The sequence below is a fragment of the Mesorhizobium sp. M1399 genome (assembly GCF_040317735.1).
GTDB lineage: Bacteria > Pseudomonadota > Alphaproteobacteria > Rhizobiales > Rhizobiaceae > Mesorhizobium.
The window spans coordinates 1-15,721 of sequence record NZ_JAMYKZ010000021.1 but is presented as its reverse complement, the minus strand read 5'-3'; the positions used below and the strand labels follow the sequence as shown (position 1 = coordinate 15,721).

At 61.1% G+C, this 15,721-nt stretch carries 16 protein-coding genes; 4 read left to right on the top strand and 12 right to left on the bottom strand.

Annotated elements, in window-relative coordinates; genetic code table 11:
- Positions 1-422 precede the first annotated feature (422 nt).
- The 9 genes from ccoS to NKH05_RS27805 all read right to left on the bottom strand — a co-directional run bounded on the left by ccoS (position 423) and on the right by NKH05_RS27805 (position 9,777).
- Positions 423-575: a cbb3-type cytochrome oxidase assembly protein CcoS gene (gene ccoS, locus NKH05_RS27845; protein WP_023679633.1), complete on the bottom strand. Its 153-nt coding sequence runs from the start codon at positions 573-575 to the stop codon at positions 423-425.
- Positions 572-2,860 carry a cation-translocating P-type ATPase gene (locus NKH05_RS27840; protein ID WP_353026549.1) on the bottom strand — a complete coding sequence of 763 codons (2,289 nt, stop codon included), beginning with the start codon at positions 2,858-2,860 and terminating at the stop codon, positions 572-574. Before NKH05_RS27840 ends, ccoS begins: the two co-directional genes overlap by 4 nt.
- Complete coding sequence (locus tag NKH05_RS27835) at positions 2,857-3,354, bottom strand: FixH family protein (protein ID WP_353026548.1); 498 nt, start codon at positions 3,352-3,354, stop codon at positions 2,857-2,859. Before NKH05_RS27835 ends, NKH05_RS27840 begins: the two co-directional genes overlap by 4 nt.
- Complete coding sequence (ccoG, locus tag NKH05_RS27830; RefSeq protein ID WP_353026546.1) at positions 3,351-4,910, bottom strand: cytochrome c oxidase accessory protein CcoG; 1,560 nt, start codon at positions 4,908-4,910, stop codon at positions 3,351-3,353. Before ccoG ends, NKH05_RS27835 begins: the two co-directional genes overlap by 4 nt.
- A 132-nt stretch (positions 4,911-5,042) precedes the next feature.
- Complete coding sequence (gene ccoP, locus NKH05_RS27825) at positions 5,043-5,906, bottom strand: cytochrome-c oxidase, cbb3-type subunit III (protein WP_353026545.1); 864 nt, start codon at positions 5,904-5,906, stop codon at positions 5,043-5,045.
- Between the two features lie 2 nt (positions 5,907-5,908).
- A complete protein-coding gene (locus NKH05_RS27820) occupies positions 5,909-6,058 on the bottom strand; it encodes a cbb3-type cytochrome c oxidase subunit 3 (protein ID WP_023679629.1) in 150 nt (49 codons plus the stop codon).
- 11 nt (positions 6,059-6,069) lie between these two features.
- Positions 6,070-6,801 carry a cytochrome-c oxidase, cbb3-type subunit II gene (gene ccoO / locus NKH05_RS27815; protein WP_352541541.1) on the bottom strand — a complete coding sequence of 244 codons (732 nt, stop codon included), beginning with the start codon at positions 6,799-6,801 and terminating at the stop codon, positions 6,070-6,072.
- The gene (gene ccoN, locus NKH05_RS27810) at positions 6,792-8,423 is read right to left on the bottom strand and encodes a cytochrome-c oxidase, cbb3-type subunit I (protein WP_353026543.1); all 1,632 of its coding nucleotides are present in this window, start codon (positions 8,421-8,423) and stop codon (positions 6,792-6,794) included. The genes ccoO and ccoN overlap by 10 nt, the downstream gene beginning before the upstream one ends.
- A 607-nt stretch (positions 8,424-9,030) precedes the next feature.
- The gene (locus NKH05_RS27805) at positions 9,031-9,777 is read right to left on the bottom strand and encodes a Crp/Fnr family transcriptional regulator (RefSeq protein ID WP_352906282.1); all 747 of its coding nucleotides are present in this window, start codon (positions 9,775-9,777) and stop codon (positions 9,031-9,033) included.
- A 154-nt stretch (positions 9,778-9,931) separates the two neighbouring features.
- On the opposite strand from NKH05_RS27805, the gene hemN reads away from it, so the two are divergent.
- Complete coding sequence (gene hemN, locus NKH05_RS27800) at positions 9,932-11,281, top strand: oxygen-independent coproporphyrinogen III oxidase (protein ID WP_353026541.1); 1,350 nt, start codon at positions 9,932-9,934, stop codon at positions 11,279-11,281.
- Positions 11,282-11,839: 558 nt separating this feature from the next.
- On the opposite strand, the gene queE is transcribed toward hemN, so the two are convergent.
- The 3 genes from queE to queC are packed head-to-tail and all read right to left on the bottom strand — an operon-like array spanning position 11,840 to position 13,625.
- Positions 11,840-12,574: a 7-carboxy-7-deazaguanine synthase QueE gene (queE, locus tag NKH05_RS27795; RefSeq protein WP_353026539.1), complete on the bottom strand. Its 735-nt coding sequence runs from the start codon at positions 12,572-12,574 to the stop codon at positions 11,840-11,842.
- A complete protein-coding gene (gene queD / locus NKH05_RS27790) occupies positions 12,571-12,927 on the bottom strand; it encodes a 6-carboxytetrahydropterin synthase QueD (protein ID WP_352876171.1) in 357 nt (118 codons plus the stop codon). The genes queE and queD overlap by 4 nt, the downstream gene beginning before the upstream one ends.
- The gene (gene queC / locus NKH05_RS27785) at positions 12,927-13,625 is read right to left on the bottom strand and encodes a 7-cyano-7-deazaguanine synthase QueC (protein ID WP_023679622.1); all 699 of its coding nucleotides are present in this window, start codon (positions 13,623-13,625) and stop codon (positions 12,927-12,929) included. The genes queD and queC overlap by 1 nt, the downstream gene beginning before the upstream one ends.
- 612 nt (positions 13,626-14,237) lie before the next feature.
- Here queC and NKH05_RS27780 point away from each other — a divergent pair.
- From NKH05_RS27780 to NKH05_RS27770, 3 genes are all read left to right on the top strand, one after another.
- Positions 14,238-14,627 carry a hypothetical protein gene (locus NKH05_RS27780; protein ID WP_352516156.1) on the top strand — a complete coding sequence of 130 codons (390 nt, stop codon included), beginning with the start codon at positions 14,238-14,240 and terminating at the stop codon, positions 14,625-14,627.
- A 33-nt stretch (positions 14,628-14,660) separates the two neighbouring features.
- Positions 14,661-14,789 carry a hypothetical protein gene (locus NKH05_RS27775; protein ID WP_352516155.1) on the top strand — a complete coding sequence of 43 codons (129 nt, stop codon included), beginning with the start codon at positions 14,661-14,663 and terminating at the stop codon, positions 14,787-14,789.
- Between the two features lie 513 nt (positions 14,790-15,302).
- On the top strand, positions 15,303-15,721 hold a 419-nt coding region (locus tag NKH05_RS27770; protein WP_352741139.1), incomplete at its 3' end, for a transposase.

The following is a 15,721-nucleotide window of genomic DNA, read 5'->3' as shown; positions in this document are numbered from 1 at the left end:
AGCGTGCCGCCATTGCGTCGGCTATCTGCGACGAAGGGCACTGGAACGCATCGCAATCGATCCACGGTTTGCGGCTCATCTCCCCAAGCGTCTCCACGCGACCTAACCGTCCGTTAGACATCCGTTCTCCGTTCAAAAATGCTCAATGAAACCATGCCTATGAAGAGATAACCCTGATGTGGATCAACCAGGCTCGATAAACGCGGCAACGGCGGGTTCACGGTCGACTGGTCGACCGCCACACCATGGTCTGGTCAGGTCATCATGGAATGGCCGGCTTCCCGTTCGGTGCGGCCCTTTCCTGGCCGAAAGTTCGGCAACGTATTCTGGCTGATCCGTTCGCACCCGTCGCGCGCCGAAATCGGCATGACGCGAAGCAACCGCGGAAAATATTCGAGCGAGTCGTCGCAGGGCAGGCTGGGTCAACTGCGTGGCTCGTCGCGGTCGATCAGGATCCGCTCGGCGGCGCCATCGAGATCTTCATATTGGCCGCTCCTCAAGGCCCACAGGAACCCCGCCAGCCCAAGCGCTCCGAGGAACAGGGCCACAGGTATGAGGTAGGCGAGCGTCGTCATGAGGATTGTTCCAGTGCGCCAATGTCCGAGCGCCTGTCATGTCGGGCATCTTGCACCGATGCATTTGACACGAAACCTTGCAGACGTAGCGCATTGCCGATGACCAGGAGGGACGAGGCGGACATCGCGACCGCCGCGATCAGTGGCGTAACGTGCCCCAGAATGGCGACCGGCACGGCGATGCCATTGTAAACGATCGCGATGGCGATGTTCTGCCGGATCAGCCGTCCGGCCTTCCGCGAAATGTCTAAAGCAAGTGGGACCGCCAGAAGACTTTTACGCAGGAACACGAAATCCGCGGCGTTGCGACCGATATCCGCCGCCGTGGCCGGAGCGATCGAAACGTGTGCGGCGCCCAATGCAGGCGTGTCGTTGAGCCCATCGCCGACCATCATCACCTTGTGGCCAGTTCGCGTCAATGCTTCGATGTGTTCGACCTTCCCGGAGGGAAGCAACGAGGGAACGAAGCGCTCGACGCCCAGTGCTTCCGCGACTTCGCCGCAGGCAGCTTCTGTGTCGCCCGACAGCATCTCCACCGACACGCCGGCGCCGTTCAGTTGCTCGATGGCCGCCTTGGCATCGGCACGCAGCTCATCCTCGAAATCGAAAGTCGCGACAATGACCCCGTCCTTCGTCAGAACGGTTCCGCCATAGCCTTGTTTGCCTTCGCCGCCGATCCGAGCTTTCCACTCACGCCATCCGCGGCGACCCAGCCGCCAGGTACTGCCCTCGGCGATGGCTTCGATGCCGAAGCCCGGATGCTCGCTGACGGACGCGAGTTTCGGCTGGCCGGCAAAGGCTGCATTGCCAGCGATTGCCTTCGAAAAGGGATGGCGGGAATGCGCTGCCATCTCGGCCGCCATGGCGAGCATCGTCGGATCGATGGACGGCGCATTGATCAGCCTGGGCAGTCCGAGCGTAAGCGTGCCGGTTTTGTCGAACAATGCCGTGTCGATCCCCGCCAGGCGCTCCATGGCGGAGCCGTCCCTGACCATGACGCCGCTTTCAAACAGCCGCCGCGCAGCGACCACCTGCACGATCGGCACGGCGAGACCGAGCGCACACGGGCATGTAATGATCAAAACGGCGATCGCGATTGTTATTGCCCGGTGCCAGTCGCCGGTCGCCGCCATCCAGCCGAGGAACGTCACAAAGGCGGTGAGGTGGACCACGGGGGCGTAGAGCGCGGAGACGCGATCGGCGATCCTGCGATGGCGGGCGCGGCCGCCCTCTGCCGCTTCCATCAGCCGAACCATTTCGGCCAGGAAGGAATCCTTCGCGGCGGCCGTCGCCTCGATGGTCAGCGGACCGGTGAGATTGAGTGTACCGGCCTGGACCTGCGCCCCCGGGCCCACCGTTCTGGGCGTGCTTTCCCCGGAAACCAGGGAACAGTCGAGATCCGATGCCCCGCCAATGATCCTGCCGTCGATGGGCACCCTCTCGCCAGCCGCAATCAAGAGCTCCATTCCTGATTCGATCTCGCCAACCGGCAAGTAGTCGCGCGAACCATCCTCGCGCAGCACCATGGCGCCGCGCGCCGCCAGCCGAGCCAGTCCGTTCACGGCCGTCCGCGCCCGTTCCCGCATCACGTGATCCAGCGTGCGGCCGATCAGCAGAAAGAACAGCAGCGACACCGACGCGTCGAAATAAGCATGGTCGCCATGGTTGATCGTCTCGTAGAGGCTCATGGCGTAAGCGAGCGATACCCCGACCGCGATCGGCACGTCCATGTTCATGCGGCTGTGGCGCAGCGCATTCCAGGCCGAGCGAAAATAGATGCCGCCGGCGAAAGCGAGCGCAGGAATGGCAATCAAGGCCGAGACCCAATGGAACAGGTCGCGGGTCGCGCCTTGCGCGCCGGACCAGACGGAGACTGATAGCAGCATGATGTTGGCCGCCGCAAAGCCGGCGACCGCGACGGCGCGGATCAGTTCCGAGAGCGTCCTGTCCTTCCCGTCAGCCTCGGGATCGAACAGGTGCGCGCCATAGCCCAGCCGTCCAAGTGTGGCGACGAATGGCGGAACCTCGTCGCCGCGCCACCGGACCGAAACACGTTTCGTTGAAAGATTGACACGAGCGCCTTCGACGCGATCCAGCTTGCCGATCGCCGTCTCGATCGTCTGGATGCAGGCGGCACAATGCACAGCCGGCACCGAGAGGTCGGTCTGGCGAAGATTTTCGCCGATCGAGCGGCTCGCCAGTCTGATTTCCTGGCCAGAAGGCAGGACCAGTGTGACCTTTTCCAGGTCCAATGCCATTTCGGCGCCTGGCGCGCAGCAGCTCATTGCAGCGCCCCGTGAGAAATCATGATCCGGCGAACGTCGCGATAGGGTTCCGCAAGGCTCGCATCGGCGTCGATTTCGACGATCCAGACGCCATCCGTGGGCATGTGGTGCGCGGCGAATATCTGACCGGAGGCAGCGGCAAGAGTGACGGATTTGTCCTCGGCCTCGTAGGCGGGATGACGAAACAGCACCTTGACGCCATGCAAGGCAACCGGCTTGCCGACAGCATCGGTGAGGCTGTAGCGGACCTCACCGCCTGCGATGGTCAGTTTGCCAGTCCAGCCGAGGGCTGCCTGAGCTCGCCCCTCCTCGGCCTTCTTGTTGAACTGCTGGCTCGCCACATAGGTGTTTTCGACGACAAGGCCGGTCCAGCTCGTGTTGGCGAGCGTCGCCATCGTCAGATTGACCGCTATGACCACGCCGAAGAAGCCAAGGATGGTGAACAGCATATGCCTGCCGGTGAATTCGCAGGATTGTCGCGAGGTGTCGCTCATCTGGCGATCTCCGGTGCGTTGAAAGTGGCCGTGTATTCGTCCGACTCGAACGTTGCCTTGTTTTCGACCCGGAACTTGAAGCTTTGCGCTGCACCCCGAACCTGATCTGCCGGCTGACGCACGAAAACCTTGAGCATCTTCAGCCGGTCGGGTTCGACCGGGATGGCGAAGGAGCCATCCGCCGCCAGGTCGATACCGACAACGCTCATTTCGGCTCCATGCAGGCCCTGCATCGTGACAATGATCGTTCTTGGTTCGGGGATCATGTTGAGCAGCTTGACGGTGTAGCCGTTGCGGATCGAACCGTCGGACAGCGTCACGAACTGCGGGTTGCGATCGTGCAGGACATTCAATTCGAGCCGTTCGCGGGTCAGCAGCGAATAGAGCAGCGCGAGACCGACCGCCGACCAGGCGCCCATGTAGATGAAGGTGCGCGGGCGAAAGATCTTGCGGATATGGAAACGGGCCACCTTGTCGGAGAACAGGCCGTCAGCGCTCCTGACCAGTGACGGGTTGACTGAACCGGAGCCGCCCGGGGTCGCCAGCCTCATATTGGCGTTGTAGTCGGCCAGCGTCGCATAGGAAATCAGTCCGCGCTCCCTGCCGAGCTTGTCCATGATACCATCACAGGTATCGATGCAGAGCGCGCAGGTGATGCATTCAAGCTGCTGGCCATCACGAATGTCGATCCCCATCGGGCACACCGCGACACAGGCATTGCAGTCGACGCAGTCACCGACGGGCTGCCCGGCGGCAAGGACCCTCTTGGCGTGGCGCGAGCGCGGTTCGCCGCGCCAGTCATTATAGGTGACGGTGAGCGACCTTTCGTCGAGCATGGCCGCCTGGATGCGCGGCCACGGGCACATATAGGTGCAGACCTGCTCGCGCATCAGCCCGCCGAACGTATAGGTCGTCGCTGTGAGCACAGCGACGGTGATGTAGGCGACAGGCGCTGCCGTGCCGGTGAAGAGTTCGACGAGCAAGGTCGGCGCATAGGCGAAATAGAAGATCCAGGCGCCGCCGCTCGCCGCGCCTATGACTAGCCAGATGGCGTGTTTCGATGTTCGCAGCACGAGTTTGCGCGCCGTCCAGGGCCCGGCATCGAGCTTCATGCGCGCGTTGCGGTCGCCCTCGATGGCTCGCTCGACGACCAGAAACAGATCGACCCACACGGTCTGCGGGCACGTATAGCCGCACCAGGCCCGGCCGACAGTCGACGTGATCAGGAACAGACCGACGCCGGCCATCACGAGAAGGCCGGCCACATAGTAGAATTCCTGCGGCCAGATCTCGATGAAGAAGAAATAGAAGCGGCGGTTGGCAAGATCGACCAGCACGGCCTGGTCCGGGGCAAATGGCCCGCGATCCCACCGCAGCCAGGGCGTCAGGTAGTAGATCCCCAGCGTGATTGCCATCACCGACCACTTGAAGCGGCGGAAACTGCCAGAGGCCCGGTTCGGGAAGATCTTCTTGCGTGCGGCATAGAGCGGCTCGCGGGTCTTGGCGGAGTTGACCGCATCGGCTTCGAGCCGTTCTATTTGCGTGTTATCGAGCACGAGAAGCTCCAGTCACCAGCGACGATTTCGCCGGAAGCCCGACCCATCGGTTTCTGGATGATGCCGAGGCCCGGCTCGCGCCGGGCCTCGTCGCTTGGCGGTTGGGGGGAGGACGAGAATAGGCTTGCGTTCCTATTCTCCGCCGCCAAGCGAATGGACATAGACCGCGAGTTCCTTGACCTTGATCTCGCCGAGACGCCCGATCCAGGCCGGCATGACGCCATGCCTCGGGGCGCGGACCTGCGCGGCGATGGCTGTTTCGCCAGACCCGTAAAGCCAGATCGCGTCGGTCAGGTCGGGTGCGCCGAGCTCCCTGTTGCCCTTTGCATTCTCACCATGACAGGCCGCACAATTCTCGGCGAAAACATTGGCGCCGAGTTCGATCAGGCTTGTGTCCTGAACAGGATCGGAGAGGCTTGCGACATAGGCGCCGACCTGCTTGATCTGATCCGTCGTGATGATGTCGCCAAAAGCAGGCATTTCCGACAGGCGCGTATCCGGGTCTGATGCGAAGCGGATGCCGTGCGCAATCGTCTGCTGGATCTGTTCGGCGTTGCCACCCCACAGCCAATCGTCGTCGTTTAGGTTGGGAAAACCCTTGGACCCTTGAGCGCCCGAGCCATGGCACTGCACGCAATTGACCTTGAACGCGGCGCTACCTGCTGCGACGGCGAATTCGCGTAGCGTATCGTCGGCAGTAATCTCGGAGACGGTCTTCGCCTGAATGGCATTCACAAATTTACCCTTGGCCACTTCGGCCGCGGCCAGTTCATTCTTGACGTCTCTGCGGCTCGAATACCCCAGCACACCCCTGGTCGCGGAAGTCAGCATCGGCCATGCCGGATTGACGACGGTGTAGCCGATCGCCCAGGCAATGGTGATGTAGAAGGTGATGACCCACCAGCGCGGAAGCGGGTTGTTGAGTTCCTTGATGCCGTCCCACTCATGGCCGGTCGTCGAGATACCCGAAACCTCGTCGATATGCTCGCTGCCCATGATCAGTCGTCCTTGAGAGGAATGTGAGCGGCTCTCTCGGCTTGCCTTCGGCTGCCGGGACGAAGTGCAAAGGCAACGCATCCGAGGAAGAAAAGCGCCATGGCAAGCAGGCCCCAGCTGTCGGCAAATTCCCGCATGAAATTGTAGGTCATCGCCATTCTCCTCAGCGGTAACCGGCGGCTTCGTCATAGGTCCTGAAATCGACCAGCGTGCCGAGCATCTGGAGATAGGCGACCAGCGCATCCATTTCGGTGACCTGCTGCGGATCGCCGTCGAAGTCCCCAACCTTGGCTTTCGGATAGCGTCTCTCCAGGCCGGATGTGTCGGCATTCGCATCGGCCTGCGCCATGAGATCGGCATTGGCATGAGCGATCATGTCGTCTGAATAGGGCACACCGACACGGCTGTTGGCGATCAGATGCGTCGAGAAATCCTTCACCTCGATGGGCATGTCCTTCAGGAACGCGTAGCTCGGCATGATCGATTCCGGCACCACCGAACGCGGCTCGGTGAGATGCTGGACGTGCCATCCGTTCGAGTAGCGGTCGCCGACCCGGGCGAGATCCGGCCCGGTGCGCTTCGAGCCCCACTGGAACGGGTGGTCGTACATCGACTCGGCCGCCAGGCTGTAATGCCCATAGCGCTCGACCTCGTCACGGAACGGCCGGATCATCTGGCTATGGCAGAGGTAGCAGCCCTCGCGCACATAGATGTTGCGCCCCACCAGTTCGAGTGGCGAGTAAGGGCGCATGCCTTCAACCTTCTCGATCGTGTTGTCGAGATAGAAGAGCGGTGCGATCTCGACGATGCCGCCGATTGTCACGACCAGCAGGGACCCGAGGAGAAGAAGTGTGGCGTTCTTCTCGATGACCGCGTGTCTGTCCATCAGGCCCATTTTCTGGCTCCTGATCGTACAGGCTGGAGGGCGGGGATGGAGCGCGGCATCGGATCCTCCTCGCGCCGGTAGCCGAGGATGGTCATGGCGATGTTCCAGGCCATGATGAGGGCGCCCGACAGATACATCGCGCCGCCGATGGCACGCATGATGTAGTAGGGATGCATGGCGGCGACGGTTTCGGCGAAGGAGTAGACCAGGAAGCCCTGCTCGTTGTATTCGCGCCACATCAGGCCCTGCATGACGCCGGAGACCCACATCACCGCGGCGTAAACGACGATCCCAAGCGTCGCCAGCCAGAAGTGCCAGTTGACGAGCCGCAGCGAATAAAGCCGGTCGCGATTCCATAACTTCGGGACCATGAAATAAATCGCGCCGAACGAGATCATGCCAACCCATCCGAGCGCGCCCGAATGGACGTGACCTATGGTCCAGTCGGTGTAGTGCGAGAGCGAGTTGACGGCCTTGATTGACATCATCGGGCCTTCGAAGGTCGACATCCCGTAGAAGGCGATGGCCATCACCATCATACGGATGATCGGGTCGGTGCGCAGCTTGTCCCAGGCGCCCGAGAGCGTCATCAGGCCGTTTATCATGCCGCCCCACGAGGGCATCCAGAGCATGATCGAGAACACCATGCCGAGCGTCTGGGCCCAGTCCGGCAGGGCGGTGTAGTGGAGGTGGTGCGGACCGGCCCAGATGTAGAGAAAGATCAAAGCCCAGAAGTGGATGATCGACAGCCGGTAGGAATAGACCGGTCGGTTGGCTTGCTTGGGCACGAAATAATACATCATCCCGAGGAAGCCGGCGGTGAGGAAGAAGCCGACGGCATTGTGGCCGTACCACCATTGCGTCAGGGCGTCCTGTACGCCGGAGAAGACTGAATAGCTCTTGGAGCCCAGGAAGGAGACCGGCATCGACAGGTTGTTGATCACATGCAGCATTGCGATGGTGACGATGAAGGCAAGGTAGAACCAGTTGGCGACATAGATGTGCGGTTCCTTGCGCTTTAGGATCGTGCCGAGGAACAGGATGAGATAGGCGACCCAGACAATGGTCAGCCACAGGTCCACATACCATTCGGGCTCGGCGTATTCGCGGCTCTCGGTGATGCCGAGCAGGTAGCCGGTTGCCGCCATGACGATGAACAGCTGATAGCCCCAGAACACGAACCAGCCGAGATCGCCGCCGAACAGCCGAGCGCGGCAGGTGCGCTGGACGACATACAGGGACGTGCAGAGCAGCGCATTGCCGCCGAAGGCGAAGACGACGCCCGACGTATGCAATGGCCGCAAACGGCCGAAATTGAACCAGGGCTGGATGTTGAGATCGGGGTAGGCGAGCTGCAGGGCGATGACCACGCCGACCAGCATGCCGACGACGCCCCAGAATACGGTGGCGACGGCACCGAAGCGGATCGGCCCATCCATGTAAGCGGCGGGGTCGATCGGAACTGCCGGCTTGAACTCCGTGTTGCGCAACAGAATCGCAGTGAAGCCAGCCACGGCGAAGAACAAAACCCACATATGCCGGCGAAAAGGTTCATCTACGCCGAAGCCGGCAGCCACCAGGGCCGCAAACGCAAACAGGCTTAGAAGGACGATCTCTGTGCCGAATTTCATCGCAAGCCCCGATTTCCAATTCCGGCGGGCGCCAAACCGCAGTGCCTTATTGCGCAGCCGTGGCCTGCTCGCCCTGATCCATGTCAGAGCCGCACGATTTTGCTTCGAGCAGCATCGAGTTCGGTGCGATCAGACTGTGGCGATCGAATTTGGAAGCGCACCACCGGCCGCCACGCCTAATCGACAGGCCCGGCGTCCCCGGTCGGGCCGGGTATGGAGGCGATCGCGGGCGTGTGGGGAAGCGCGCCTTCTGTGACGCTGGAAAGTAGGCCGATGCCTTGCCGAACGTCGATCGTTTCAATGCCTTGGGACAGCCAGCGCCAGCGTTGCGCTGCCTTCGTGACATTCATGGTTCGGGGAGACGGCGATTTTCCCCTGCGTATGAGGCGTCTTGACTTCGGCCGAGTGCAATCCTGCCTGGAACAGCCGGTTGCACGTCGAGCACGTCGAGGATGGATGCTTCTCCGACGAGTTGGCCGAAACGCACCTGGCTCATGCGATCGGATGGAGAGCGGGCTGTCGCTATGCGACTTCTTCTAACGCCCAACGCGAGCATGCCCTGCCCCGAACGAAGTAAGTGACGTAGGCCATGCAGCTTCGGTGTCATTCAAACGGCGGTTGCGCCTCGGCCGCCGCAGCGCCGTTCCAGCCGGCTCATGCTGTCCACGGTGACACGGCGGTTGTTCTCGATCCGAATCACGCCGTCCATTCTCAGGCTGGTCAGCTGACGGCTCACGGTCTCGTTTGTAATTCCAAGGAAATCAGAGATGTCGGCACGCGTCATCGGCAGCTCGAAGCACGCCGACCTAGCCGCCGGGTCAACACTGGAACCGATGTTCCGGGCGATCATGAGGAGAAAGCTCGCCACCTTCTCCGGTGCGGTCTTGCGCCCCAGAGTCACCATCCATTCGCGTGCCTCGTCGAGTTCGTTCAGCGCCTGCTTGAGCAGGCGATGCACAAATTCCGGTGATTCCTTCATCATCCGTTCGATGGCCGCTCTCGGAAACGAGCATAGCGAGACAGCTGTTGCCGCTTCCGCATTGATCGTGCTTTTCATCTTGAAGGGCCGTCCCAGAAAATCCGGCGCGAACTGGAGACCGACGATCTGCTGGCGGCCGTCCGAAAGGCTCTTCGTGAGCTTCACCACGCCTGAAAGCACGTTTGAATAACAGTCGACCGCCTCGGCGTCGCCGATCAGTTCGACCCCCGGCTCGATATTGTGCCGCGACGACGTCTTGGCGAGCTGAGCCAAATGGTCTGGTTCGAGCGCACCACAGACACCGTGGTGCCGTGCCTCGCAAGACAGGCAAAGAACGGGAATGCCGGAACTGTGAATGTCCTGCCGTAATGTCATTCGATTGCTCTACCGGTCCAGTGCGGGCAGGATAGCAATCGACGGTAGAAAAATCCTTGCGGCAGTTTGTCCGTGCTGAAGGTTGATCGAAATCAGGGCTTAGGCTCATCCAAGCATCCACAGTGCCGGCGACGCAAACACGGTGGACCACGACATGCGACTGGAGCTAGCTGCCAGACTTGGCGAGAACGTCCCGCGCTATACCAGTTATCCGACAGCGCCGCATTTTCATACAGGCATTGATGCTGCAATTTGTCGTGGCTGGCTGCAGGCGCTCAACGATGGCGATGAGATCTCGCTCTATCTGCACATCCCGTATTGCGACAAGCTTTGCTGGTTCTGCGCTTGCCACACCAAGCAGACACGTCACTACGAACCAGTGACCACATATCTGCGCTCACTGCATGCCGAGATCGCAACCGTCTCCAGTCTTGTCGCAGGCAAGGGCCGCGTGCGTGCCGTCCATTTCGGCGGCGGTTCGCCAACGATGCTCAAACCGGAGGATCTGGTGGCGCTGGGAACCGTCCTGCGCAACAGCTTCACCTTTCTCCCCGGTGCAAAGATCAGCGTTGAGATCGAACCCAACGATATGGACGATGCCCGCCTCGATGCACTTGCCGAAATCGGCATGACAAGGGCGAGCCTCGGCGTCCAGGATTTCGACCCGAAGGTGCAGAAAGCGATCAACCGCGAGCAGAGCTTTTTGCAGACCAAGACGGTTGTTGATGGCGTTCGTTCGCGCGGCGTCGAATCGGTCAATCTGGACCTGCTCTACGGCTTGCCGCACCAGACCAGGGAGAGTGTCTCCTCCACCGTCGCGCAGGCACTGACCCTGGAACCGGATCGGATCGCGCTTTTTGGCTACGCCCATGTGCCGTGGTTCAAGAAACATCAGACGATGATCGACGAGGCGTGGCTGCCAGGGCCAGAGGAGCGGTTTGCCCAATCGCAACTGGCGGCGCGGGCGATCATGGACCAGGGATACGAAGCAATCGGGCTCGATCATTTCGCCAAGCCGGGCGATGCCCTCGCGCTTGCCGCCCGCGCCGGAACACTGCACCGGAACTTCCAAGGCTACACCGAGGACCGCTACGAGACATTGATCGGCCTCGGCCCATCGTCCATCAGCCAGTTTCGCCAGGGCTATGCACAGAACATGCCTTCGACCGCCGAGTATGGGCGCATGGTCGAGAACGGCGGGCTGGCTGCGGTCCGTGGCATTGCGCTTTCCGAAGACGACCGTGTTCGCGGCTGGATCATCGAGCGGCTGATGTGTGACTTCGGCTTCTCGGCGATCGTACTGGTGGAGCGCTTTGGCAAAGCCGGCCAAAGACTTCTCGTCCGAGCGAGTTCCACGGCCCTCCAAGATCCTGCGCGGTTGCTTGAACTTGATGGTGACCGCTTCGTCGTGCCTGCGGAAAGCCGGCCCTTTGTCAGGAGCATCGCGGCAAAGTTCGACAAATATTTCGAAAGTGGAACGGCCAGGCACTCAGCGGCAGTCTGAGCACCGCAGAGGAACGGTCATGGTTCTCAGTCGATCGTGAACCGATTGCGCTATGTTTTTCACTGTTGATCGGCGACCGTCGTGTCGAAACAGGATTCGGAGCGGACCAGACGCGTCTTGGCATAGTGACGATATCGTCCGGTCGTGCCTTCCGGCGCCGTATTCCATTTCGCAGTCCCTGAAGCGGCACGTCGAGTCCGGCCTCTTTTCTGTAGCGGAAGCAGTCGACAATCGTCCTGGCCAGATCATGGTTGTCGGCCGACAGCTCTCTTCGGCCTTGCAACAAGAATCCGCAAGGACCGTGCCAGCTGCAGCAGGCGCCGCCGCATCGCACCACCCCACTATCCACCCGTGGCTCGCGCTAACCTATGATTGGTTCGCGCCAGGCCGACGCCCGTCGAAACGGAGCCTCGGCAACATTCCGAGTCGTAAGCGGCTGGCCACGCTCTTGGTGCCGGTGGCAGAAGTCCGCAAGCACCCCGGCAGCGCCGTCAAGCGTGGGACAACCCGTCCACCCGAATATCCGCCGGCGCAGTTTCAGTGAAAAGCGGGCCTAGGCTACACAGCTCTCTTGTTACCCCAGAGCATAACGTGCAGCTGCGGCAGCACACGGGCTTCGAACCACCTGTCGCGGGTCACGCTATCAACCAGCCACTCCATCCGCTTCAATATTCCGTCAAGGTCGACAGGCGCGTCTTCATTTGCGAGGCGTGGCGGCGTGTGATTGCCGGGTTGCAGATAGATCGGAAGTCGAGGAAATCTCGCAGCGGCGTCTTTCGCGTAGGCGTAGTCCCTTTCGTCGAAAACAATGAGCTTGAGCACGACTTGCGGCCTGCCTTGTGCCGCCTGGAGGCAGGCGTCGAAAGCGGCCCAATCGGTCGTCATTTGGCTTGACGGCGGCTTTGGGCTGAGGACTAGCACGTCAAGGTCGGCAAACCAGTCTCTGGCCACCGAACCTTGGGTTTCCAGCGCAAAACGGTAACCTTCACCATGGCCTCGCTCGATGAGCGCGCCGAGCGGCTGGATGGCCGGATTGCCGCCTGACAGCGATACCATGAGCGGGCGGCCACCGGAAAGCGCAAGCACGTTTTGCCACACCGCGGCAATGGACATCATCTCCCATTCATGGCGGAATTGATTGTCCACCGCATGCAGGCTGTCGCACCAGGAACAGCGATAGTCACACCCGCCGGTTCTGACGAAGACCGTCGGCAAACCGATGAGCACGCCCTCGCCCTGGATCGTCGGCCCGAAAATCTCACTCACGCGGATTGCGGGATGCGTATCGGTCATGACCGGTATTCCGCCCAGGTTTTCGGCGTTTCGCTCACCCGCACGGCCGAGGTTTCGGGCAGGCGTGCCTTGCACCATTCATAAAAATGTCTGGCCAGATATTCCGCCGTGACTTGCTCATGTCCCAGCACGTCGTTGAGATGTCGGTGGTCGAAGCTCTCGTCGATGTAGCGTTTGAATGGCGCCAAATCGTGATAGTCGCGCACGAAGCCGTTCTCGTTCAGTCCATTCGCTGAAAGCTCTACTTCAACGATGTAGTTATGCCCGTGCAGGCGCGCGCATTGGTGATCGGGTGGCAACGAGGTGAGCTGATGCGAGGCTGAGAAGTGGAATTCCTTGGTGATGCGGAACATTACGCGGTCCTCCTTCGCAGCGCATCGAGCCAGAAGTCGGAGTCCTCGTAGTCGGTGGGGTCCGGCTGCCCAGAGAGATGAAACGCCTCGCGCCGCTCGACACAGGTCCCGCACCTCCCGCAGTGACGCTCGGCGCCCTTGTAGCAGGACCAGGTCTGCGCAAATGGCGTGCCGTATGCTGCTCCATTCCTAACAATGTCCGCCTTCGTGAGATTCACATAGGGTGCATAAATGCGAATCTTCGCGTAGCCGTCGAGCGCATGGTCCTGCATCATCTGGAAAGCGTCGATGAAGGCCGGACGGCAGTCGGGATAAATGAAATGATCCCCACCATGCACGGCCGTCGCCACCGCGTCAGCGTCGTGCGCTGCGGCGAAGCCGAAGGCAATGGCCAACATGATGGCGTTCCGGTTCGGCACCACCGTGACCTTCATCGTGTCTTCGGCGTAGTGCCCGTCGGGCACGTCCACATTATCGGTCAGCGCGGAGCCGGAAAGGCCGCCGCCGATCTCGTGGATGTCGATGATGCGGTGCGGGACGCTCAGTCGCTCCGCACAAAGGGCGGCGAAGCCCAATTCCTTCCTATGCCGTTGGCCGTAATCGAAAGATAAGAGGCCGGCGAGTTCGTGCTCCGCTGCCACCTTGTGAGCAAGGGTGACGGAGTCCAATCCGCCGGAGCAGACGACGAGAGTCTTCATTGTTGGGTCCTTGTTTTAACCGGGTAGGCTGCGACCGGAGATTTCTCTGCGCTCCCAGTACTTCAGGAAATCCATTTTGTGAAGTGAACGGGGGACGAGTTTCATGCGCTGACGTGCCGCTGTGTGCAAGGCGCCCTCGCGGTGAGCCTGCAAGGAACACGGACTAGCGAAACGTCACGCTTCAGCGGAATGCTCAAAGGCGAGCGCACCGGAATATGCTCTGCAGCAGGTCCGGACCTTCGTAAACAAAGTTCTCGACGATCAAGCGCCCGGCGGTCCCGAGCTTCGAGGGACGCCACCGCGAGGGTTTCAGGTACAAGACGGCCCGAGGATGGGCTTGCCGCAAGAGAACGGACTTACCAGTGGGATGTTCAGCGACGCCGATGCAGATGTCTGGAATGATCACGACATCGAATGTCGCGGCAACTTTGGCTGGCCTGCTCCTCGGGTTCCGTAGATCCAGCGCATTCCGCTTCAGGATCGGTTCGAACCGGAGCACGCCCTCGGTCAATGGACTGACCGGCAAACCCTGAATGATCGGTCGTGAGCCGACATCTGTGAACAAGCGGTGTGGTCGATTGCTATCACCCATGTGTTACGCGCAGGTACCTTATGGCAGTGGATGAACTGGATTTGATGGTTTTACGGCTGGCCGTCGAAAGCGTCCGCTCGCTCTCCTTAAGCTTCGCTGAAAAGGCCGCCGAGGTAGCCACCAGGAGCCGCGGCATCCTGCTTTTCGACGTGCGGGTCGACGGTGATGCGGGGGTCCAGCGGGTCGCAGCCATCCGATATCAGGGCGACCAGATCGGCGTGCTGGCGTTGGACAGACAGGGCCTTGTTACCCACCATTGCATCGTCAACGGTACGTTCTCACATTTCACTGCGCCCTTGGAGAACTGGCACAGCATGCCCCTGTCGATGCAGGCCAAGATCGATGCCAACGGCCATGCCAGTCTCTTCCTAGGGGCCTTGCGAAATGCCGGACATTTGCTGGGCAGCTAGCATTTTGGCTAGAATGCACCTGTGAATTTTTGCATGCGCATCGCTGCCGACACCGCTGGCATGGTTGTCGTGCTCGAAAACGGCTGCGGCGATCCCGGCAAAGCGATCGCCGCGATGATGGCGATCTACGCGTGGGCGTTGCATCGATGCGCGATCTTTTAGACAGAGGTCTCCGCCTGGCATCGAGCAACATGCACGGAGGTACGCAAAGCGCAAATGCATCAAGTAGTTGAAGGGACGAGCCCCTCGCGCAAATGGAGCTTGCGCTGCCGTTGTCGTTCCATCGTGCCGCCGAACTCGGGGGCGTGACGATCGACCACGACGGCCTATTTTTTTGCAAAGCCGAATGTCCCGATTCCGAAGCCACAAAAAAACTCCGATCACAGCGAAGAATAGTAACAACACGGGCGACGCAAGCCGCCTTGCCCTCTAGCAGGGGAGGTGCTTGCGGTGCTCTCACCGACACAAGATCGCAAATGGCACGTGGGTGAGCACCAGAACTGGCGACACGCATGGTGATCGGCTTGACTCGCTGGAGGAAGCACAAGGCCTCAGTGGGCGGAGGCGCCAGCGACGGTCGAATACTGGCTGGCTGCTCGGGATCTGATCGTTGAAATGACGTAGGATTTGGTTGCTTAAGCCGATCCGAACCATTTCCCGGAGACCACACCCACCATGAACGATCTTGCGCTGCCGCTGAGCGGTTTGTCATCAGTCGGCGGCAAGTCCGTCGTCGCCCGTTTCGACGGCGGCATGCTGTCGTCCAACAGCGGCGTTCTGGCCTTGGCCGAGGTGGAAAAGCGGTTGCGGGTGGCCGAGCGTCTGGCGCGTTGCATCGACGATCCGCGCTGCCCGGACCAGGTCGTCCACAGCCTGGCGGACATGATCGGCTTTCGCATGAAGATGATCGCCGCCGGCTACGAGGACGGCAACGACGCCAACCGGCTGCGCCGCGATCCGGTCTTCAAGATGGCCCAGGATGCGCTGCCGTCGGGTCGGGATCTGGCGTCGCAATCGACGCTGTGCCGGCTGGAGAACCTACCCGGCGTGCGGGAGCTGGTCGCGATGGGACGGGCGATGGTCGATCTCTATTG